This is a genomic window from Streptomyces sp. AA4 (genome assembly GCF_000158875.1).
Taxonomy (GTDB): Bacteria; Actinomycetota; Actinomycetes; order Mycobacteriales; family Pseudonocardiaceae; genus Amycolatopsis.
The window spans coordinates 5,109,267-5,129,847 of sequence record NZ_GG657746.1 but is presented as its reverse complement, the minus strand read 5'-3'; the positions used below and the strand labels follow the sequence as shown (position 1 = coordinate 5,129,847).

Genomic DNA, 20,581 nt, shown 5'->3' with positions numbered 1-20,581 from the left:
CCGGTATGACTACTATGTCCGGTAGTACTCGCGAATGGGGGCAGATCAGGTGCTGGGGAGAAAAACGCAGATCATCGCGGGGATCCTCGCCGGGCTGGCGCTGGCCGCGGGATGCACGTCCGCACCGGGCCCCGGTCCCGCCGCGGGCAACGACCCGAAGACCAGCGCCGCGGCCAAGCCCGCGACCCTCGACCTCGGGCCGAAGGACGGCTCGAACGACGTCGCGCCCGGCGAACCCGTCACCGCGGTCGCCGGGGGCGCCACGCTGAGCGAGGTCACCCTCGCGGCCGCGGACGGCACCCCGGTCCCGGGCGAACTGGACCCCGCGAAACAACGCTGGACCAGCAGCAAGCCCCTCGAATACCGCACGAAGTACACGCTCACCGCGCGTTCGGTCGGAGCGGACGGCAATCCGGTGACCCGCACGAGCACCTTCACCACCGCGACCGCCAAGGCGCAGGCCTACCCGTCGGTGATCCCGCTCGACGGCGAGACGACGGGCGTCGGCATGCCGATCACGGTCAAGTTCTCCGCGCCGGTCGCGGACAAGGCCGCCGCCGAGAAGATGCTCACCGTGACCTCCGACAAGCCCGCCACCGGCGCGTGGCGCTGGTTCGGCGACGACGAGGTGCACTACCGCACCAAGGAATACTGGCCGGCCTACTCCACGATCACCCTCGACATCAAGATCGCCGGCCGCGCGCTCGGCAACGGCGTGTTCGGCAAGGCCGACCGGAAGATCGCCTTCAAGACCGGCCCGTCGATCATCTCGAAGGTGTCCGACAAGGAAAAGCAGATGCGGACGTACCAGGACGGCCAGCTCGTCCTGACGTCCCCGGTCAGCCTCGGCAAACCGTCCGCGCGCAGCGTGTCCGGCACCATGCTGATCATGACCGTGCAGTCGCCGTACACCATGGATTCCAGCACGTACGGGGTGCCCACCGACTCGCCGGGCGGCTACCGCACCACGGTCAAGTACGCGCTGCGGCTCACCAACTCGGGCCAGTTCCTGCACTCCGCGCCGTGGTCGGTCCGGCAGCAGGGGCGCACCAACACCTCGCACGGCTGCCTCAACGTCAGCGTCGAGAACGCGAAGTGGTTCTACGAGAACTCCCATCGCGGGGACGTCGTGGTCGTGACCGACACCGGCGTGGACCTGAAACCGGGCGACGGCTGGACCGACTGGCGCTTCAGCTGGGAGGAATGGACGAAGCAGGTCTGACGGAGGGCGGCGCACCGGGGAACGGCCGGCGCGCCGCCGCGCGGGTCAGACGGACTGGCGGGGCCGGGGCGACAGCACGTCCTCTCCGTAGATGCCCTGCAGCCAGTTGGTCTGGTAGATCGTGTCGAGGTAGCGCTCGCCGAGGTCCGGGGCGACGGCCACCGCGGTCAGGTGGTGCGCGTCGTGTTCGGACAGCCAGCTCGTGGCGCCGCTGACCACCGTCCCGGTCGAACCGCCGAACAGGAACCCGTTGCGCGCCAGCCGGTGGCACGCCCGGACCGAATCCGGTTCCTCGACGAGGACCACGTCGTCCACATAGGACTCGTCGAGGATCGCCGGGCGCACACTGGTGCCCAGCCCGGGCAGCATCCGCCTGCCCGCCGGGCCGCCGAAGGTCACCGAGCCGACGCTGTCGATCGCGACGATCCGCACCGGCCGGTGCCACTGCCGGAAGAACCGCGCGCAGCCCATCAGCGTGCCGGTGGTGCCCGCGCCGACGAACAGCACGTCGAGATTCGGGAACGCGGCGGCGATTTCCGGCCCGGTGCGGTGGAAGTGCGCTCCCCAGTTGTCCGGGTTGGTGTACTGGTTGAGCCAGACGTAGCGCTCGTCGGAGGCGCACAGCATGCGCACGTGGCCGATGCGCGCCCCGAGGAAACCGCTTTCCGGGTCGGGTTCGGTGATGATGTGCACCTCGTTGCCGAGCGCCTCGATCGCGCGGCGCGTCGCCAGGTTGCAGCGGGAATCGGTGACGCACAGGAACTGGTACCCCCGGCTGGCGGCGATCATGCTGAGCGCGACGCCGAGGTTGCCCGACGACGATTCGACGATGATCGAGCCCGGCCGCAGCAGGCCGTCGCGTTCGGCCGCGTCGACCATCTCGGTCGCGGCCTTCAGCTTGATGGAGCCGGCGAAGTTGAACCCCTCGCATTTGAGGTAGAGCGAGTAGCCGAAGCTCCAGCGGAGGTCGACGTACAGCGCCTCCTCGTTGAAAGCTTCGGGAACGGTGATGACACGCACAGTTTTCTCCCCTTCAGGCAAAGCTCAGTGGCGGACGGCGGTCAGCCGTACCGGCGCAGTTCGTGGAAGAAGTCCTCGATGACGTGCAGTCCGCCGGCGTCGGACACTCTCTCGTGGACGAAGGCCCCGACCGCGAGGTCGAGAACGCCGAGCCCGAACGGCGAGAAGACCACCGGCCGGTCGGCGGGCGGGCTGACGCGGCCGGTCAGCACGTCGTCGAGGGTGCCGAGCAGGAAATCCCGGCTGCCGGTGCGCTGTTCGACGAGATGCGGCGACGTGTTGGCCTTGAGGCAGTGGTCGACGTCGTCCACGAAATTCGCCGACGCCAGCAGGACTTCCGGGGCCAGATCGCGCAAGGACACGTGCAGCACCAGCGGATGGTGCGAGAACCACGAGGGATCGTGCACGTGCGGTTCGCCCGCGATGGTCGCGAAGACCACCAGATCGCTGTCCCGGACCAGGCCCTCGGCCGTCTCGTGCACGCTGATTTCTCCGGCGAAGCCCGCCTGCTCCAGGTAGCCGCGGAACCCTCCCGCGCTGTCCGGATTCAGGTCGTGCACGTTGATCTCGTCGAACTCCCAGCCGGTCCCGGCGAGGAAGGTGTGGATGTAGCGGGCGATCAGGCCGACGCCGAAGAACCCGACGCGCCGCGGCCGCTGCCGGGTCCGGCTGAGCCAGTCCGCGGCGAGCGCGGCGGAGGCGGCGGTCCGGGTCGCGCTGATGATGGAGCTTTCCAGGCAGGCGAACGGATACCCGGTCGCGAGGTCGTTCAGGATCAGCACCGCCGACGCCCTCGGGATCCCCGCCGCGACGTTGGCCGGGAAGCTGGAAATCCACTTCAGGCCCGCGACGTTGGTCTTCCCGCCGAGGGAGGCGGGCAGGGCGATGATCCGGTCGGCCGGGCGGTCGGGGAAGCGCAGGAAATAGGAGGGCGGGTTGACCGAATCGCCGGAGCCGTGCACCCGGTAGGCGGTTTCGACGAGGTCGACGACCTCGCGTTCGCGCCCGGACAGCGCCTGCTGGACCTGGGCGCCGGAGATCACCGCGAACGGCGGCACGGCCGCCGGCTCCGCGGACGCGGATTCGGCGGCAGAAGCTTGCGTGGTCACTGGTTTTTCCCCTCAGCAGCGAGCGAGCAGTCGGAAAGCCGCACCGGGTCGGCCAGCCCGACGAGCACCTCGCGCGGGCCCTCGTAGGCCTCGCGGCTGTGCGCGGTGCGGACGTTGTCTACCAGCAGCAGGTCTCCCGCCTGCCACGGTTCGCGGACGGTGTGTTCCTCGTACACCTCGTTGAGCAGGTGCACGACGTCCTCGCCGATCGGGTCGCCGTTGCCGAAGCGCGTGTTGAACGGCAGGCCGTCGGCCCCGTAGATGTCGACCAGGTACTCGTGCACCTCGGGGGCCATCGTCCACTCGTTGAGGAAGGCGATCTGGTTGAACCAGCACGCCCGGCCGGTGACCGGATGCCCGACGACCGCCCGGCGGCGCTGCCGCGTGCGCAGGCCGCCGTCGGGCTGCCATTCGAACTCGATCCCGTTGGCGCGGCAGTACTTCTCGACCGCGGACCGGTCCTCGGTGCCGAACGCCTCGGCGACCGACGCCCCGATCTCGTCGTTGAAGCTCCGGGTGAGCAGCCAGCCGTCGCGTTCGAACCGGGCGCGCAGGCCGGCGGGCAGCGCGGCCAGCACGGCGGTGGAATCGCTGACCCCGGTGACCCCGCCCGAGGACGGCGGGCTGACGCAGGCGAACAGCAGCAGGCCGGGGAATTCGAGGGTGTAGCTGAGTTCGTGGTGCATGCACATCGGCTGGTTCGGCGGCCATTCCGTCGAGGAGTGCACCCCGCCCGGGTACGCCGTGCGCGGCGCGAACGCCTCCCGCTCGGTCGTGAGCAGGTCGGTCAGCCTCCCGAACACGGCCGCGACCGCGGTCCGGTCGGCGAGCCCGAGACCGCGGACGAGCACCGCGCCGTATTCGGCGACGAGTCTTCGCACCGTCTCCCGGTGCGTGCTCGCCCAGCCGGCCGGGTCGCCGCCCGCCTCGGCCCGCAGCACCGCGGGCAGCCCGGGACAGAAATCGGGCTCGGGCGGGGAAGCCTTCGGCAGGAATTTGGACAACGACATCGTGGAATCCCTTCGCTTTCCGCGGTTCGAGGGTCAGGAGGGGGAGCCGGACCGGCTGTCGATCAGCTCGGCCAGGTCGGCGAGCACGGGGTGCTTGGCGACGTCCTTGATCGAGACCGCGCGGTCGAGCGCGATCGCGAGCTTCACCGCGGACAGCGACGTGCCGCCGCGGTCGAAGAAGTGGTCCCGGCGGCCGACCTGGCCGGCCCGGATCCCGAGCACCCGCGCCCAGGTCTCGGCGAGCCGTTGTTCGGTGCCGGTGACCGGTGCGTCGTAGTCCTCTTCCGCGGCGTCGAGTTCGACGGCCAGCGCGGCGAGGTTCTTCTTGTCGATCTTTCCGTTGGCGGTCAACGGCAACTGCTCCCGCCAGTGGAACGCCGAGGGCAGCATGTATTCGGGCAGCGCGGCGCCGAGCTGTTCCCGCACCAGCTCGAGGTCGAGCTGCTCCCGGCTGGAGTAGAACGCGACCAGCCGCTTGCCCTGCCCGCGTTCGGCCACGACCACCGCGCCGTCGCGCACCCCGGGCACCCGCAGCAGCGTGTTCTCGATTTCGCCGATCTCGATCCGGAAGCCGCGGATTTTGACCTGCGAATCGCGCCTGCCGAGGAATTCCAGCTTTCCTTCCGGAAGCCAGCGGCCGTGGTCGCCGCTGCGGTAGAGCCGGGCGTCCGGACGGTGCGGGTCGGTGGTGAACGCCCGCGCGGTGCGCTCCGGGTCGTTGACGTAGCCGCGGCCGACGCACACCCCGGAGAACACGATCTCGCCGGGCGCGCCGAGCGGGACCGGCTGGAGCTGGTCGTCGACCACGTACACGCGCACGTTCTGCACCGGCGGCCCGAGCGGCACGCGCTCCCGCGTCGGCGCGCGGTCCATCACCTCGTGGTTGGTGTCGTCCGAGGTTTCGGTGAGGCCGTACGCGTTGACCAGCTTGATGTCCGGCATCGTGGCGAACCAGCGCTGCGCCAGCTCGGTCTTGAGCGCCTCGCCGGTCACCGAAACGCAGCGCAGGTCCGGCAGCGCGACCGGGTTCTTGTCCACCGCGGACAGGACGACCTCGAGATACGACGGCACGACCTGCAGCACCGAAACCCCGCCGCGGCCGAGTTTGTCCACGAACCGGTCGGCGTCGAGGATCGCGTCCTGTTCGATCAGCAGCGTCCTCCCGCCGACCAGCAGCGCGGAAACCAGCTGCCACAACGAGATGTCGAAGCACTGCGGCGCGACCTGCGCCACCACCGAATCCTCGGTGATGCCGAGGTCGTTGATCTTGGCGTAGAGGTGGTTGACCATCCCGGCGTGCTCGCACATCGCGCCCTTCGGCTCGCCGGTGGAGCCCGAGGTGAAGTAGATGTAGGCGAGCTGGCCGGCGTCGACGGCGATGCCGAGGTCGTCTTCGGAATGGTCCTCCTCGTACGCGGCGTCCACGAACAAGGTGCGCACGCCGGGCAGCGATTCGACCGCCTTGCGCAGCGTGGTCGTGCTGCCCGGTTCGGTCAGCACCAGTTCGCAGTCGGCCCGCCGCAGCGTGGTCGCGATGCGGTCGGTCGGGAAATGCGGCTCGATCGGCAGATACACCCCGCCCGCCTTGAACACGGCGAGCACGGCGGCCATCCAGTCCAGATTGCGTTCGGTCACCACCGCGACGACGCCCTCGCGGCGCAGCCCGCGCGCCACCAGAGCCCTCGCCAGGCGGTTCGCGCGCCCGTTCAGCTCGCGGTACGTCCACTGCCGGTCGCCGTGCACCGCGGCGATCGCGTCCGGATTCCGGGCGACGCTGCGCTGGAACAGCTCGTGGCAACGCAGGTCCGGCACCTCGACGTGCGGTCCGGCGAGCCCTTCCAGCTGCAGCTTGAGCTCGGCGGCCGACAGCAGCGTCGTTTCGCGGTGCGGGGCGGTGACGTCGGTGCGGATCAGCGTGAGCGCGCTCAGGTGATAGCCGAGGATGCGTTCGGCCGCTTCGGAATCGAGCACCTCGGTGCGGAAGCGGAGCCGGAGCGTCTCGAGATCCGGCGAGACGTCCAGCCGCAGCACCGTGTCCCCGGCGAGGTCGCCGGCGGTGCCGGTCGGGTCGAAGACCGTTTCGAACGGCGGCGCGAGGATGCCGAGTTCGGCGCGCAGCTCGTCGACCGGGAAGTCCTTGAAGGCCAGGGTCTGCGCGTCGATCCGCGCGACGTACTCGATCAGCTCGCGCCAGGTCCCGGATTCGGTGCTCAGCCGGCAGGGCAGCGGCGCTCCGCCCGGTTCGGCGACGTAGCCGGTGCACACCTCGGCCTCGCCGGACAGGGCGGCGAGGACCTTGGCGTGCGCGGCGAGCAGCACCGAGCTCAGCGGCACGCGCAGCCGGTCGGCCAGCTGCCGCAGCGCGGCGCCGGTCCCCCGGGGGACCGGCGTTTCGTGGTCGCCGACGGCGGAGCCGGCGTCCAGCGTCCAGCGCGGGACGCTGGTGCGGCCGCCGGCGGCGAGTACTTCGCGCCAATGCTCGCGAACCGCTCCCAGTCCGGTTCTCATGGCTTTTCCTTCCCGTGGTTGTCGGTGGTCCGTCACGATTTGCCCGCCGGCAGGCGGCGGGCCGCCCGGATCTCCTGCGCGGGGTTTCCGCCCCACTGCGCGTGTTCCGGGACTTCGGCGCCCTTCATGAGGAAGGAATCGGGGGCGAGGCTCGACCCGTCGCCCATCGTCACGCCGTAGTGCACCAGCGCTCCGACGCCGACCGTGCACCCGTTGCCGATGGAGATGCGGTCCATCTTGAAACCGCCGTCCTCCTGCGAATGGCACTGCACGACGGAGCCGGCGTTGAGCGTGACGTCGTCTCCCATGCGCACCAACGTCTTTTCGATGATCATCGCCCCGTCGTCGAACAGCCGCTTCCCGACCTTGACGCCCAGCAGCCGCCATACGGCGCGCTTGAACGGGGTCCCGTCGAACGCGCGCAGGTGGGCGTTGGTCGCGGCCGCCTTCCAGAACCGTTCCTGCCGCCAGAACCGCCGGTCGTAGATCGAGCACGAGACCGGGCGCAGCGGCCGGACGAGGACGGTGATCCGTTCGACCGCGACGAAGTAGACGACGCCGTACAGCAGGAAGGCCAGCGTGTCGATCGCGAACAGCGGAGGGCCGATCAGGTCGTAGTAGACGTCCGAGGCCCAGGTGAGCAGCAGCAGCCCGTAGAAGAACAGCCACTGGGACAGCGTGTACAGCAGCATGCCCCCGGCGTTGTGCCGCGTCTTGGCGGCCAGCCTGCGCCGGAATTCCTCCGGCGTCTTCGGGTGGTCGAACTGGCTGTCGCGCTCCACCGAGCGCGGGATCTCGAAGCTGGGGGAGCCCAGCAGCCCGACGCCCTCGCGCACCGGGCCGTCGAGCGGCACCAGGACCTTCGTGGCGAGCAGGCAGTTGTCGCCGGTCCTGGCCCCGGCCGGGTAGACGACGTGGTTGCCGAGGAAGTTCCGCGCCCCTACGCGCACCCGGGAGAGCCGGAAGGAGGTGCTGGTGTACTCGGCGTTGACCACCGAGAGGCCGTCGGCGATCATCGTGCCCGCCCCGGCCTCGAAGAGGTACGGGTTCTCGTATTTCTCCTCGAGCCCGAAATTGGACCCGGTCTGTTCTTCCTTGGAGACCTTGCAGCCGGCCGCGCGCAGGAAGTGCACGATGGCCGAGCTGTCGCCGAGGAGGGTTTTGAAGAACCGCGGGTTCGTGAGCACGCGGATGGCGCGGTGTGCGGTGTAGCGAAGGGTGTAGAGGCGGTAGACCTCACCGGGTTTCAGGGCGAGGTTCAGCAGCCGCGGCACGAGCGTGACGATCAGGAAGCCGGCGAGCCGCAGGCCGAAGTACAGGATGAAGGAGACGACGAGGGCTTTCCAGTAGAACTTCGGGTAGGTGAAGTCGATGACGGCCGAGCCGAGCCCCATCGCCGGGCTGAGGTTCGGCAGCGTGGTCAGCACGAAGGCGAGCAGGCCGAGCACGAACGGGGCCAGGAAGAACACCGCGGTCAGCGCCTGGCGCACGGCGAAGAACGCCCGCCGGACGCTTCCGCAGGCGCGCGGTTCGACCCGCCGGTACTGCACGTCGGCGGGGACGGCGGGCACGCCGTGCCAGCTCTGCCCCCGCGGCACCGCCTGCCCGGCGTGCAGGGACGAGGCGTGCCCGAGCTGGGCGTGGTCGCCGATCCGGGTCTCGACGTCGAGGACCGACATCTCGCCGACGTACGCGTGCGCGCCGATCGCTACCGGTCCGGTCCGGATCACCCCGCGCTCCGCGCGATACGTGGGGAAGAAGGTGTCCTTGCAGACCACCGTGCCTTCCCCGACGGTGAGCAGGTCGGTGCACACCGGCACGTGCCGCGAAAAGATCGTGACGCCCTTGCCGATCTTCGCCCCCAGCGCGCGCAGGTACAGCGAGTAGAGCGGGGACCCGGCGAAGAGCGGGACCAGCAGGTTTCGCTGCACGAGCGTCTTGACCACCCAGAACCGGACGTAGCCGAGGCTCCACACGCGGATCTCCGCCGGTTTCCACCGGCCGACGAGGAGCCATTTGAGCGCGATCGGAAGGGTGCACAGAATCACCAGCACCGCGGCGCCGAAACCGACCGCGCGCAGGTAGTAGGAGAGCACGCCGGAACCGGCCAGGATCCAGTCGGTTCCCGCGCCGAGCACCTGGGCCACGAGGAAGGAATAGGCCAGGAAGACCGCCAGCTGCAGGATTCCGCAGCCGAGGTATTCGAGCCGGCTCGCCCGCTTCGGCGGAGCCGCGGGGGCCGGCTCCGGCTCCTCGGCGGGGGCTTCGCCGGTCTCGGACAAAGCGGAGACGAGACTCGCGATGGTCGGATTCCGGTAAATGTCCTTGATGGAGACGGCGGGAAGATCGGCACGCTTGCGCACTCGTGCGCAGAACTGTGCCAGCACGAGCGAGTTGGCCCCGAGATCGGCGAAGAAGTTGCTGTCGGCCGAGACGTTTTCCTGCCCGGTGACGTCGGCCATCACCTGGGCGAATGCTTCCTCGGTGTCGGGTGCCGGACCGGGGCGGGCGGTCGGGTACTCGGTGAGATCCATATTCCTCATCATCGGTGGATGTAACGCCGACGTAACCTACGGACGTCGGTGTTGACAATTTCGTGACCTGTTCGATGCGCGTTTCGGTTGACAAATACGGCACGCGCCTGGATTGAGGTCTAGACCACGTGAAGAGCCATTAATCTGGCAAAGAGGACCAAAGCCGTGAATGCCCTTTGTTTTTCCACGTCCGGTGGCGGTTGTCGACGGATCCGGGAAATTCCGGCGAGGGCTTCCGGGGAAGTCTGATCGTCGTCGTGCATTTACCGCAAACCTGTCCTCCGCACGGGCGATGGTACCAGGATTTCCCCGCTTTCGGGGTCCGGATTCCCCGGTTGGCGCACGCCGAACTGCTCCGCAGGGGTGAAATCCGTGGCGCGACGAGTGGGGTTCGGCGGGGAGGTTGATCTTGTTCCGCTCGCCGCCGGCCGGCCGTCAAGTTTCTTTGGTCCCCGAATTCGGTGACATTCCGCGGCGGACTGGAATATGCAAGTGCCGCAGCACGGGATTGATGGCACTTTCGAGGGAATTGCCGTCCTGGCGCCCCCTTTGCGCCATCCAGGGGAAAAGTGCGGCAGACGGGTGGTTTCGCTGGGCTGTTCGGCTGGTTCCGGCTGCTCCGTCGAAGCCGGCGCCGCGGAAGCTCGCACGGGAGCCTTCCCGGGAGAAAACGGCCTCCGGCGGGATTTCGCGCCCTGGCGGCCCGGCGAGGGTCGGCCGTGACGGTAATTATGCCGCCTCCGCGGGTTTTCCGGCGGTCTTGAAACGTTTTCGTGTTTTACGGATGTTCTGGATCGTGCCGGGAGGCCGGGACGGCGGCGTCGGCCGCGCTGTCTTTTCCCGGGATCACGTGCCGCGGCGAACTCCGGCTCAGGAGCGACGAGGGGCCAGGGCGCGGCTAGGTCCGCGAGACGCCGCGGTCGCCGCGAGAACGCCTTACCACTGTCCGAAGTGGACAGTCTCGCTTTCCGGCTTCCGGCGGCGGGTGGCGGGGGACGCGCCCGGGGAGATCTTGGCGTCCGCGTCGTGGCCGATGGCGATCGCGCCGATTGGCTCGTGGGTGTCGGGGACGCCGAATTCGGCGCGCAGCCGGTCGAAATCCTGCGCGCCGATGCCGAAGTACACCGCGCCGAGGCCCTCGTCGACGACGGTCTGCAGGATGAGCAGGACGGCCATGCCGGTGTCGATGTACCAGAACGGCACCGGCCAGTGGTCCTCGCTGCGGTCGGTCCAGCCCTTGTCCGGCTGGGCGTAGCGGTCGAGGTACGCGTCCTTCACCGAGAACGGGATCACGATCACCGGCGCGGACTTGACGTTGTCGTCCAGCGTCCAGGATTCGAGGGTGCCGGCGAATCGGCGCACGTCGTCGCCCTGCAGGACGAGGAACGCTTGGCCCTGCGAGAATCCGGCGGACGGGCCGCGCAGCGCGTTGCGCATGATCCGGCGGATGCTCTCCTCGGAGACGGGTTCGCCGGTGAACTTGCGCACCATCCGCCTGCGCCGCACGACTTCCTGAAACTCCATCGCTGCCCCCCGAAGAAGTCTTCCGGGCAACTGTAGCGGGTTTCTACCGCGCGCGGCTCGGTCCCGCGGCGATTTCGGTGGCCGCCCAGCTGGCGAGGAGCCGGAGCGATTCCTCGGCCGCGGAGCCGGGCGCGGCGGTGTAGGCGGTCAGGGTGAGGCTGGGGTCGGTGGTGAGCTGCATGGCCTCGAAGTCGAGCGTCAGCTCGCCGACCGCCGGGTGCCGGAAGTCCTTGACGCCGGTGCGGTGGAGGCGGACGTCGTGCGCGGCCCAGCGGGTGCGGAAATCGTCGCTGCGGGTGCAGAGCTCGCCGACGAGGTCGGAGAGGCTCTTGTCGTGCGGATCGCGGCCGGCCTCGGTGCGCAGGATGGCGACGGACGTGCGGCAGGACTTGGGGTAGTCGGGGAAGAAATCGTGGGCGGCGGGGTCGAGGAACCCGAAGCGGGCCAGGTTGGGCGGGGTGTGCTCGCTGGTGCGGGTCGGGCTGTCGAAGGCGGGGGAGTAGAGCGCGCGGGCGAGCGGGTTGGTGGCGAGGATGTCGAGCCGCCCGTTGCGGACGAAAGCGGCGGTGGTGGTCATCGAATCGAGAATGCGCTGCACGATCGGGCTGACGCGCTGCGGAGGACGCCTCCGCTGCCCGTTGCGGTGCGCCCGCCCGGCGGCGTTGGCGGCGCGGGCGAGGTCGAAGAGGTAACCGCGTTCGGCCTCGTCGAGCTGGAGCGCGGCGGCGACGGCGTCGAGCACGCTGTCGGACACCCCGGCGAGGTTGCCTTTCTCGAGACGGGTGTAGTAGTCGGCGGAGACGCCCGCGAGCAGCGCCACCTCCTCGCGGCGCAGGCCCGGCACCCGGCGATTGCCGCCGTAGACGCTCAGCCCGGCCTGCGCGGGCGTGATCTTGGCCCGGCGGGTGACCAGGAAGTCCCGGGCCTCGGTGCTCTTGCCGCTCATGCCGTCCACGGTACGACGGCCCGCCCGGACGAGGGGGGTTCTGCCAGGACCCGGAACGACGCGACCTCCCGCCGGGGCCGGGGGCGGGGTGTGCTCGTGGGGTGAGTGTTTCGGATGGTGCCTGGCCTGGTGCCCGGTCTCGTTGGGGCGGACGAGGTCTGCTGGGGGTGCGGGAGCGGGGTGCCTGGTCGCCTGCTCGGGTTCGTGGTGTTGAGGTGGCTGGTGCGGCGGGTTCGGGTGCCTGGGCACGTGCTCGGTTTCGTGGCGCTGCCGTGACTCGTGCGTGGTCCAGTGGGCGGAGCCTGCTGGGGTCGGGTTCGAGGCTGGCATGGCCGCGTGTCCGGGTTCGCGGTTCGCTGCCTGCCCTCCGGCAGGGCTTCGGCGAGCGCGGCCCGCAGCGGCTAGCGGGATTGGCGCGAGAGGCGGCTTCGGGCTTCGCTCGGCTGCCTGCCCCGCTTCGGCGCGTTGCCCTGTTGGCGCAAGCGTGCCTCGATGGGCCTGATGTACCGCACGGGCGAAGTGCCGGTTTGCCTCGTGCGTTGACTCCGCATGGTGTCCGGTTCAGCCGGGTTGCGGTGATTTCGTCGGCAATGCGGCCTGCGACCGGCCCGGGCCTAGGCGAACGCGGGCAGCGATCGCGGCTGTCTCGTCGTGCGACCGCTTCGGATCCGGCCCGCGCGGTCTCGGCCGAGGTGCTTCCGTGACCCGGGCGGCCCCGCCGGGCGAGGCGGCCTCGGACTTCACCCAACCGGGCAGCGCGACAGCCACCCTGCTCGCCGCCCTCCTGGGCTTCTTCGTCGTCACCCTCGACGCGGTGATCGTCAACGTCGCGCTGCCCGCCGTCCGGGCGGATCTCGGCGGCGGGATCGCCGGGCTGCAGTGGGTCGTCGACGCTTACACCCTCGCCTTCGCCGCCTTCCTGCTCTCCGCCGGGTCGCTCGCCGACCGGATCGGGGCGAAGCGGGCGTTCGGGTGGGGCGTGGGCGGGTTCGTCGCGGCGTCGGCGGCCTGCGGGCTCGCGCCGTCGCTGGCGATGCTGGTCGGGTTTCGGCTGGTCCAGGGCACCGCGGCGGCGGTGGTGATGCCGTCGTCGATGGCGTTGATCGGGCAGGCCTTCCCGGATCCGGTGAAGCGCGGCCGGGCGGTCGCGTGGTGGGCGATGGGCGGCGCGGTGGCCTCGTCGGCCGGGCCGGTGCTCGGCGGCCTGCTGACGCTCGCGAGCTGGCGGTGGATCTTCCTCGTCAACGTGCCGGTCGGCGCGGCGGCGCTGGTCTTGCTGGTCCGGGTCGGGCGGTCGGCGCGGCATCGGGCGCCGTTCGACTGGGCGGGGCAGGCGACCGGCGCGGTCGCGATGGCGGCGTTGGTGTTCGGGGCGATCGACGCGCACCGGGCCGGGCCGGCGCTGGTGGTGTCCGGGATCGCGGGGGTCGCGTTCGCGGTGGTTCAGGCGCGGGCGAAGCATCCGATGGTGCCGCCGGCGCTGATGCGGACCCGGGCGGTGGTGGTCGCGGTCGTGATCGGGTTCGCCTTCATGGTCGGCTACTACGGAATGCCGTTCGTGGTGAGCCTCCTGCTGCAGCACCACGGGCTGTCGGCGCTGGACACCGGCGTGGTGTTCCTCCCGATGATGCTGACCGGGCTCGTGCTGACGCCGCTCGTGCCCCGGCTGGTCGAGTGCGCGGGTGCCCGGCGAGTGGTGGTGAGTGGGCTGCTGGTGATGACGATCGGGCTCGCCGCCGTCGCGGAGACCGCGGGCAGCGCGCCGGTGTGGGCGACGGCGGCGCTGATGGTGCTGGTCGGCCTCGGCGGTCCGACAGTGATCCCGCCGGTGATCGCGGTGCTGCTGGCCGCGGTGCCGGGAAAACAGGCGGGGATCGCCAGCGGGGTGCTCAACACGAGCCGTCAGCTCGGCGGCGCGCTGGCCGTCGCGGTGTTCGGGGCGCTCCTCTCGGCCGGGATCGCGAGCGGGACTCGCGTCAGCCTGCTGCTGGCCGCCGCGGTAGCCGTGCTCGCTGCTTTGACTGCCTACAAAGGACTGTCGAGAAAGGACAGAAGATGACAGAACCGTCCGGAGCGGAAAAGATGTTCGGCGGCTTCGCGCCCGCGCTGGTGCGCTTCACCGACGACGTGCTGTTCGGCCAGGTATGGCAACGCACGGAGTTGACCCCGAAGGAACGCAGCCTGGTCACAGTTGCCGCGCTGACCGCGAATGGCAACACCGGGCAGTTGGAATATCACCTCGGCCTGGCCAAGGAGAACGGCAACACCGAGGCCGAGCTGATCGAGGCGATCACGCACCTGGCGTTCTACACCGGCTGGCCGCAAGCGATGGCGGCGATGGCGGTCGCGAAGAAGGTCTTCCGCGGATAACCCCGCCGCGCCAACGAATTCAGGAGAAACCCATGGAACTCATCCCCGTCCAGGACACCGCCAAAGCCCCGGCGGCGGCATTCACCGGCGACGTCTACGTCACTCCGCTGAAGAAAGGGCGGCTGATCGCCTCGCTCGTGCGATTCGCCCCGGGCGCCCGCACCCATTGGCACTCCCACGCCAACGGCCAGACGCTCCACGTGACCGAAGGCGTCGGCTACGTGGTGAACCGCGCCGGTCAAGTCATCCGGATGCGCGCGGGCGACACCGCCTGGACCCCGCCCGGCGAGGAACACTGGCACGGCGGCGGCGCGACGACCTGCATGGCCCACATCGCGATGCTCGAAGGTCTCGAAGACGGCGACGGCACCACCTGGCTCGAACCCGTCACCGACGAGCAGTACGCCGATGCGCAGCGAGCAGCTACTTCGTAGTGCGCGAAGACGCCGTGTCCGTGGGCGCTTTCCAACTGGCCAGGAGCTTCAACCGGTCTTCGGAAGTGCTGCCGGGCTCGGCGGTGTAGGCGGTCAGATCGTGCATCGCCCGCTGGCTCAGCGGCAGTTCGAGCGACTGGTAGGTCAATTCGAGTAGCCCGGCCTCGGGATGCTGAAGCCGTTTGACGCCCTCGTGCCGGACCGCCGCCACCGCGCTCGTCCTGCTGACGGTGTGCTTCGCCGCCGGTGCGGTGCTTCCGACCGGGATTCTGGTGGTGCCGCCGGGATTCTTCGGCCTCGGCGCGAACCCGGTCCTGATCTCGCTCGCCGTCCGCTACGCCGGCCACGCGCCGACGCTGGGGTCCTCGCTCAGCGTCGCGGCCTTCGACCTCGGCACCGCGCTCGCGTCGTGGATCGGCGGAGCGGCCCTCGATTCCGGTCTCGGCACGGTCGGGCCGGCGGCGGTGGGTGCGGTCCTCTCGGCCCTGACCTTGGTCCCGGTGCTCGTGCTCGCGGCGAGCCGCCGTGCGCCGCCTGTTTCGTCTTCGCCGCGTTGAGCGAGGTGTTCAGAAAAATGCCGCCCGGCCGGTGGCATTCGCCGATGGCCGGGCGGTGTTTTCCGCGCGCGGAAGACTGTGTTCCGGGAAGTCCGGGAGGGAACGGATTTGCTCGAAATGAGCTATCCGGAACCTGCCGAGTCCGGAAGGTTATTTCGCGGCGCGCTTTTTCGCGGTGCGCTTGCGGGGCTTCGCCTCCGGTTTCTGGCTTTCCTCGTAGGCGGCGATCACCTCGCGCGGGATGCGGCCGCGTTCGGCGATGGCCCAGTTGTTGTCCAGGGCCCACGTGCGGATCGCCTTGGAGCGCTCGCGTTCCTCGGCGGTCGGCGCGGCCGTGGCGCGCACGGCCGCCTTGCGTCCGCCGGTGCGGCGGGCCGCGGCGATGAACGTCGAGAGCTCCTGGCGCAGGGCGGCGGCGTTTTCGTCGGACAGGTCGATTTCGTACTGGACGCCGTCGAGTCCGAAGGGGACGGTCTGCCCGGCTTCGGACCCGTCGAGGTCGTCGATCATCTCGACGAGGACTTTCTGTGCCATCGCGGCGGCTCCTCCTGGAAACGGGACGTGGTCACCGCAGACCATAACAGGAGTCCACTGTGGCTGGTCGCCGGAGACAATGCGCGGCGGTCGGAAGGGGAGAACCGGCCGCGCGGCCGGGAAGTTTCCGCGCCGGAGCGGCGGCCGATCCGGTCGCGTTTCGTGCGGAGGCAACGCGAGTCCCGATCCGTATTCGCCGAGTCCGCGGTATTTCTCCGGGTCGCCGTGACCAAGAGCACTGAAGGAATTTCGGGTGCGGCCGCCCTCATGTCCCGAGCAACCCGCATTGATCCGGGGCTGGGCGGGTATGCGGAGGAAGGACCCGAGGAAGGGAGCGCCATGTCTGACGTCCGGGAGTATTTAACCGAAGTCGAGTACCCGTGCGAGCGCGACGAGCTCCTCCGGCGGGCGGCCGCGAAGGGCGCGGGCGACGACGTGATCGGCCATCTCGGCAAGCTGCCCGAACAGCGGTACGAGAACGTGGAGGCGGTGCACCGGCTGCTCGGCGACGACGTCGATCCGCATTCGTGAGGCCGGCGGACCGCGCACCCGCCGGAGCGCGTCAGTCGGCGACGCCGGTCTTCTGGTCGAGGTACGGATGCCGCTCCTGCCGGAGCACGCGTCCGGAGTTGGTCGCGTCCGGCGAGGTCAGAGCCAGACCAGCCCGGCGAGAAGGGCGACGCCCGCGAGCAGCCACGCCACGTAGTCGCCGACCTGGCCGGAATGTGCGCGGTGCAGGACGGTGAGGGCTTCGTGCAGCGGTTTCGGGGTGCGGTGCCGCGACCACAGCGCGAAGGCCGCCGCGCCCAGCGTGAGCAGCGCGGTCACCGCCGCGGACAGCAGGCCGGGCGCGGTCCAGGACAGTTCGGGCGGCGCGATGGGGCGGGATGGCGGCAGCGTCGGCAGGACGTCGTGCAGGTAGCCCGCGCGGTCGACGGCCTGCGCCCCAGCCGCCGCGGCGACGTCGCGGAGCCATGGCACGATCCCGGCGGCCAGTGCGAAACCGAGCAGGACGACGATGGCCGCGAGCATCGGGATCGGGGTGCGTGCGATCGGCTGTCCGGGTTTCGGGTTCCTCGCCGGAACCGGACGTCGTGTCCGCGGATCGTCGGCGGGCGGTCTGCCGAGTCCGAAGTAGACCCGCAGCCCGGCGCGCAGCACGGCGGCGGCGGTTAGCGCGGAGACCACCGCGAACACGATCATCAGCCATTCCGGGCCCGCGTGTTCGGCGGCGTCTTTGCCGAGTGCCAGGCCGAACGGCGGCAGTCCGGCGAGGGCGGCCGCCGCGACGAGGAACAACACCGCTTCTGTCCGTGAATGTGTTGCGCGGCCGAAAAGATCGTCCTCGTCGACGCTGCCGTAACGATCCTTCAGCACGCCCGTCAGGAGGAACAGCGCGCCTTTGGCCCCGGCGTGTCCGAGCACCGCGAGCACGAACGCGGCCGTCGCCTCGCCGCCGGTGGCGGCGAGTCCGCAAAGGAACAGTCCAATGTGGGCGATCGTCGAGTAGGCCAGCAACCGTTTGAGATGCCGCTGGGTGAAGCAAAGCACGGCGCCGAGCACCGCGCTGGCGATCCCGGCGACGAGGAAGACCCGGCTGACGGTCGCGTCGTCGAGCACCCTCCCGAATACCGTCGTGCGGACCCGGAGCACGCCGTAGAGACCGAGTTCGACCATGACCCCGGAGAACAGCACGCAGACCGGCGTCGGCGCGACGGCGTGCGCGTCGGCGAGCCAGAAGTGGAACGGCACAGTCGCGGCTTTGACGAGCAATCCGGTGCACACCAACACGAACGCGGCGATGACGAGCGCGTCCGCCGGACGTCCGTCGAGCGCGACTCCCAGCTGGGCGAGACCGAGCTGGCCGCCGCGGGCGTAGAGCAGGCCGATGCCCATCAGCGTGAAGTACGCGCCGAGGGAGTTCACCACGCCGAAGTTCAGCGCGCCCTGCACCGAGTCCGCCTCCTCGATCCGGTACCCGGTCAGCGCGTAGGCGACGCCGCTCATCAGCTCGAAGAAGACGAACAGCGTGAACAGGTCGCCGGTGAAGAGGAAGCCGGTCATGCCGGTCAGGAAGAGCAGCATCATCGCGTGGTAGCGCGCTTCGACGGCTTCGAAGTAATGCCAGCTGTAAAGCAGCGCGCAGACGGTCAGGAACGCGGCCAGCGCGGCGAAGGTCGTGTTCAGCCCGTCCGCGACCAGCACGATGCCGACCGAGCGGGTGCCTTCCGGACCCTGCCGGCCGAGCCAGGCGACCACTCGCTCGTGGTGCGCGGAGGTCAGCAGGACCACGCACAGTGCGCACACCGCCGCCGCGGTCACCGTCGCCGTCACGTCGACCACGACGCGGGGCAGTTTGCCGCCGAGGCCGAGCAGCAGGCAGGCGGCCAGCAGCGGGACGGCGACGGCGAGTGCGGGAAGGGTCGTCATGGTCAGCCGCGCAGCGCACGCAGTTCGTCGGGATCGACCGTGCCGTGGCGGCGCGAGATTTGCAGCGTCAGGGCGAGCAGGAGCGCGGTGATGGTCGCCGAGACGACGATGTCGGTGAGCGTCATGGCCTGCACCATCGGGTCGACCACCGGCTGGGACTGCCCTTGCGACACGATCGGGGCGGCGGCTTGGTCCTGGTAGCCGATCGCGAGCAGCAGGACGTACGTGCCGGATTGCGCGACCGACAGCGACACCACGGTGTGCACGAGGTGGCGGCTGCGCATGATCCCGGCGCAGCCGAGCAGCAACAGCCACGCCGCCACGCCGTAGCAGGCCGCCGACACCACGCCCGTCACCGCGGTTCCTCCAGTCCGTGCACGAAGAACCGCGACAGCAGGACGACGAACCCGGCGGCGACCTCGATGCCGATCAGCACGCTCAGCACCGGAACCGTGCCGGAGGAAAGCAGCGAGCCGAATTCGCCCAGCGGCAGGATGTTCGCGAGGAAGGAGCCGCCGATGCCGAGTCCGATCAGGCCGGTCACGACGTACAGGCCGGTGGCGGTCGCTTCGGCGTATTCGCACCAGTCGATCGGGCGCAGCCGGGCCAGCGCGCGGTAGCTGCCGGAGAGGTACAGCAGGTGCCAGCCGGTCGCGAGGACGACGCCGCCCTGGAAACCGCCGCCCGGCGTCAGGTGTCCGTGCACGACGATGTCGATGCCCAGCAGCACCGAGACCGGCAGCAGCAGGAAACCGGCGAGCTTCACGGCGGGCAGGACGTAGCCGGTCCCGTCCGTTTTCGGCTCCTTCTTGGGCGGTTGCAGCAACGCGAGCGTGCCGACGACCGCGGCGGCGACGATCGTTTCCTCGCCGAGGGTGTCGAGTGCGCGCAAATCGAAGTTCACCGACGACACCAGGTTCGGGGTGACCTCCCGGAACCCCATCGGCAGCACGAGGTCCCGGTAGACGTGGCCGGCGGTCCCGGCGGCGGGCATCCGCAGGAAGGCCGCGACGAACAGCGCCGCGACCCCGGCCAGCCCGGCGGCTCCGACGACGTCGCGGGTCCTCATCGCTTGCCGGTCTTCCGCAGCGTCAGCAGGACGAGGAGCGGGACGATCGCGGCGCCGACGGCGAGTTCGGACAACGCGACGTCCGGGGCTTGGAAAACCACGAAAAGCACCGTCAGGCACAGGGAAAACACCGTGAGCGTGATCGCCTGGCGCTTCGGATCGTGTGTCGTGACGACCGCGAACCCGGCCGCGGCGACCAGCGCGAGGGCGACGAGCAGCACCGCGGCGGTCATGAGGGGAGGTCCTCGTCGATCTCGCCGCGGTGGCGGGCTTCCAGGCGGGCGGTGGCCGATTGGAGGATCGGGCCGGTGAGCGCGAGCAGCACGACCGTCGCGAGGATCGCGCCGGAGCCGAGGTGGACGCCGTTGACCAGGACGAGCCCGATCCCGACGAGCGGCGCGCCGAGCGTGGTCGCCGGGGAGAGGAAGTGCAGGCGGGTCAGCAGGTCTTTCGCGCGGAGCAGACCCGCTGCGGAGGCGAGGACGACGAACACCCCGGCGAACACGAGAATCTGCGCGGCGATCGTCATCGGGTCCCCAGGAGGCGCGCGAAGACGAGCGTCCCGGCGAAGGCGAGGACGGTCAGCGTCAAGGGGAGGATGACGGCGCTGGACGGGCCGTACGCCTGGACGAGCAGCAGGAGCGTCAGGACGGTGACGGTTCCGGCGAACTGCATTCCGGCGAGGCGTTCGATCGCGGTGCCCCGGGCGGCCAGCCACAGCGCGGTGCCGAGGCCGCCTGCCATCAGGAGCAGCGCGGCGAGGAGCAGCCACGTCATCGCGTCACCCGATCGAGGGTCGGGGAGTCGTCGAGCAGGCGATGGACGACGAGGTGGTTTTCGGCCGGCGGGCTCGCGACGACCATCGCGCCCGGCGTGCAGCCGACGACCACCGTCGCGACAGCGAGGCGTGCTTCGTGCTGCGCGCGCGGTTCGGCCGGGACGGTGACTTTGTCGCACTTTCCGGCGGAGGGACGGGCGAAGACCGCGCGCAACGCGGCGACGGATTCGCTGACCGCGGCCTTGGGAAGCGGGGCCAACCAGGCCAGCCAGCCGGCTTTGACGTGCCACGCGCCGTTCATCGCCCGGCGCGCGGACCGGGCGGCGATCGCGCAGACCGCCGCGCCGCCGGCGCCGGCGAGCAGTTCCGGTGCCGCCGGGGTGGACAGCGTGAACGTCCACAGCCCGGTCAGGGCAAGCCACCACAGCAGGATCTCGGTCGCAGCGCGCATGTCTCACCTCGGGCAGGGGCTACCCACTTCGGAACCCGGCCAATCCGCGATGCCCGCCCGGCTCCGCTGCGCCCCGGCTGAGGTC

23 protein-coding genes are annotated in these 20,581 nt (G+C 70.1%); 7 read left to right on the top strand and 16 right to left on the bottom strand.

What is annotated here, in order from left to right:
• Positions 1-34 precede the first annotated feature (34 nt).
• Positions 35-1,222, top strand: a complete 1,188-nt coding sequence (locus SSMG_RS23485; protein WP_009080063.1) for an Ig-like domain-containing protein — start codon at positions 35-37, stop codon at positions 1,220-1,222.
• A 45-nt stretch (positions 1,223-1,267) separates the two neighbouring features.
• On the opposite strand, the gene sbnA is transcribed toward SSMG_RS23485, so the two are convergent.
• The 7 genes from sbnA to SSMG_RS23450 form a co-directional block, all read right to left on the bottom strand.
• Entirely contained in the window at positions 1,268-2,242 is a 975-nt protein-coding gene (gene sbnA / locus SSMG_RS23480; RefSeq protein WP_037714610.1) for a 2,3-diaminopropionate biosynthesis protein SbnA, read from the bottom strand.
• A gap of 41 nt (positions 2,243-2,283) precedes the next feature.
• Entirely contained in the window at positions 2,284-3,351 is a 1,068-nt protein-coding gene (gene sbnB, locus SSMG_RS23475) for a 2,3-diaminopropionate biosynthesis protein SbnB (protein ID WP_009080061.1), read from the bottom strand.
• Positions 3,348-4,361 carry a TauD/TfdA family dioxygenase gene (locus SSMG_RS23470; protein WP_009080060.1) on the bottom strand — a complete coding sequence of 338 codons (1,014 nt, stop codon included), beginning with the start codon at positions 4,359-4,361 and terminating at the stop codon, positions 3,348-3,350. Before SSMG_RS23470 ends, sbnB begins: the two co-directional genes overlap by 4 nt.
• A 33-nt stretch (positions 4,362-4,394) precedes the next feature.
• Positions 4,395-6,869, bottom strand: coding sequence for an amino acid adenylation domain-containing protein (locus SSMG_RS23465; protein ID WP_009080059.1), 2,475 nt, complete (start codon positions 6,867-6,869; stop codon positions 4,395-4,397).
• Between the two features lie 32 nt (positions 6,870-6,901).
• Positions 6,902-9,403: a Pls/PosA family non-ribosomal peptide synthetase gene (locus SSMG_RS23460; RefSeq protein ID WP_199841084.1), complete on the bottom strand. Its 2,502-nt coding sequence runs from the start codon at positions 9,401-9,403 to the stop codon at positions 6,902-6,904.
• 936 nt (positions 9,404-10,339) lie between these two features.
• Complete coding sequence (locus SSMG_RS23455) at positions 10,340-10,927, bottom strand: nitroreductase family protein (RefSeq protein ID WP_009080057.1); 588 nt, start codon at positions 10,925-10,927, stop codon at positions 10,340-10,342.
• A gap of 43 nt (positions 10,928-10,970) precedes the next feature.
• The gene (locus SSMG_RS23450; protein WP_037714608.1) at positions 10,971-11,873 is read right to left on the bottom strand and encodes a helix-turn-helix transcriptional regulator; all 903 of its coding nucleotides are present in this window, start codon (positions 11,871-11,873) and stop codon (positions 10,971-10,973) included.
• 129 nt (positions 11,874-12,002) lie between these two features.
• On the opposite strand from SSMG_RS23450, the gene SSMG_RS45540 reads away from it, so the two are divergent.
• The 4 genes from SSMG_RS45540 (at position 12,003) to SSMG_RS23435 (ending at position 14,677) form a co-directional block, all read left to right on the top strand.
• Positions 12,003-12,149 (top strand): hypothetical protein, encoded by a 147-nt coding sequence (locus SSMG_RS45540; protein ID WP_158688073.1) that lies wholly within the window; start codon positions 12,003-12,005, stop codon positions 12,147-12,149.
• A gap of 424 nt (positions 12,150-12,573) precedes the next feature.
• Positions 12,574-13,932 (top strand): MFS transporter, encoded by a 1,359-nt coding sequence (locus tag SSMG_RS23445; RefSeq protein WP_009080055.1) that lies wholly within the window; start codon positions 12,574-12,576, stop codon positions 13,930-13,932.
• A complete protein-coding gene (locus SSMG_RS23440) occupies positions 13,929-14,243 on the top strand; it encodes a carboxymuconolactone decarboxylase family protein (protein ID WP_009080054.1) in 315 nt (104 codons plus the stop codon). The genes SSMG_RS23445 and SSMG_RS23440 overlap by 4 nt, the downstream gene beginning before the upstream one ends.
• A gap of 32 nt (positions 14,244-14,275) precedes the next feature.
• Positions 14,276-14,677, top strand: a complete 402-nt coding sequence (locus SSMG_RS23435) for a cupin domain-containing protein (RefSeq protein ID WP_009080053.1) — start codon at positions 14,276-14,278, stop codon at positions 14,675-14,677.
• Here the strand turns inward: SSMG_RS23435 and SSMG_RS23430 are convergent.
• Entirely contained in the window at positions 14,667-14,888 is a 222-nt protein-coding gene (locus tag SSMG_RS23430) for a hypothetical protein (RefSeq protein WP_009080052.1), read from the bottom strand. The genes SSMG_RS23435 and SSMG_RS23430 overlap by 11 nt on opposite strands.
• Here SSMG_RS23430 and SSMG_RS23425 point away from each other — a divergent pair.
• The gene (locus SSMG_RS23425) at positions 14,860-15,234 is read left to right on the top strand and encodes an MFS transporter (protein ID WP_199785964.1); all 375 of its coding nucleotides are present in this window, start codon (positions 14,860-14,862) and stop codon (positions 15,232-15,234) included. The genes SSMG_RS23430 and SSMG_RS23425 overlap by 29 nt on opposite strands.
• Positions 15,235-15,384: 150 nt before the next feature.
• Here SSMG_RS23425 and SSMG_RS23420 read toward each other — a convergent pair whose 3' ends face one another.
• Positions 15,385-15,768, bottom strand: coding sequence for an Lsr2 family protein (locus SSMG_RS23420; RefSeq protein ID WP_009080050.1), 384 nt, complete (start codon positions 15,766-15,768; stop codon positions 15,385-15,387).
• A 339-nt stretch (positions 15,769-16,107) separates the two neighbouring features.
• Here SSMG_RS23420 and SSMG_RS23415 point away from each other — a divergent pair, with 339 nt between their 5' ends.
• Entirely contained in the window at positions 16,108-16,299 is a 192-nt protein-coding gene (locus tag SSMG_RS23415; RefSeq protein ID WP_037714604.1) for a DUF2795 domain-containing protein, read from the top strand.
• 117 nt (positions 16,300-16,416) lie between these two features.
• On the opposite strand, the gene SSMG_RS23410 is transcribed toward SSMG_RS23415, so the two are convergent.
• The 7 genes from SSMG_RS23410 to SSMG_RS23380 all read right to left on the bottom strand — a co-directional run bounded on the left by SSMG_RS23410 (position 16,417) and on the right by SSMG_RS23380 (position 20,496).
• The gene (locus SSMG_RS23410; RefSeq protein WP_037714602.1) at positions 16,417-18,198 is read right to left on the bottom strand and encodes a complex I subunit 5 family protein; all 1,782 of its coding nucleotides are present in this window, start codon (positions 18,196-18,198) and stop codon (positions 16,417-16,419) included.
• Between the two features lie 2 nt (positions 18,199-18,200).
• Positions 18,201-18,482, bottom strand: a complete 282-nt coding sequence (locus tag SSMG_RS23405; RefSeq protein ID WP_353611803.1) for an NADH-quinone oxidoreductase subunit K — start codon at positions 18,480-18,482, stop codon at positions 18,201-18,203.
• A gap of 68 nt (positions 18,483-18,550) precedes the next feature.
• Positions 18,551-19,267: an MnhB domain-containing protein gene (locus SSMG_RS23400; protein ID WP_009080046.1), complete on the bottom strand. Its 717-nt coding sequence runs from the start codon at positions 19,265-19,267 to the stop codon at positions 18,551-18,553.
• Entirely contained in the window at positions 19,264-19,500 is a 237-nt protein-coding gene (locus SSMG_RS23395) for a DUF4040 domain-containing protein (protein ID WP_009080044.1), read from the bottom strand. Before SSMG_RS23395 ends, SSMG_RS23400 begins: the two co-directional genes overlap by 4 nt.
• Positions 19,497-19,796, bottom strand: coding sequence for a monovalent cation/H(+) antiporter subunit G (locus SSMG_RS23390; protein WP_037714600.1), 300 nt, complete (start codon positions 19,794-19,796; stop codon positions 19,497-19,499). The genes SSMG_RS23395 and SSMG_RS23390 overlap by 4 nt, the downstream gene beginning before the upstream one ends.
• Complete coding sequence (locus SSMG_RS23385) at positions 19,793-20,044, bottom strand: monovalent cation/H+ antiporter complex subunit F (protein WP_037356679.1); 252 nt, start codon at positions 20,042-20,044, stop codon at positions 19,793-19,795. The genes SSMG_RS23390 and SSMG_RS23385 overlap by 4 nt, the downstream gene beginning before the upstream one ends.
• Positions 20,041-20,496, bottom strand: coding sequence for a Na+/H+ antiporter subunit E (locus SSMG_RS23380; RefSeq protein ID WP_009080041.1), 456 nt, complete (start codon positions 20,494-20,496; stop codon positions 20,041-20,043). Before SSMG_RS23380 ends, SSMG_RS23385 begins: the two co-directional genes overlap by 4 nt.
• Positions 20,497-20,581: the final 85 nt, after the last annotated feature.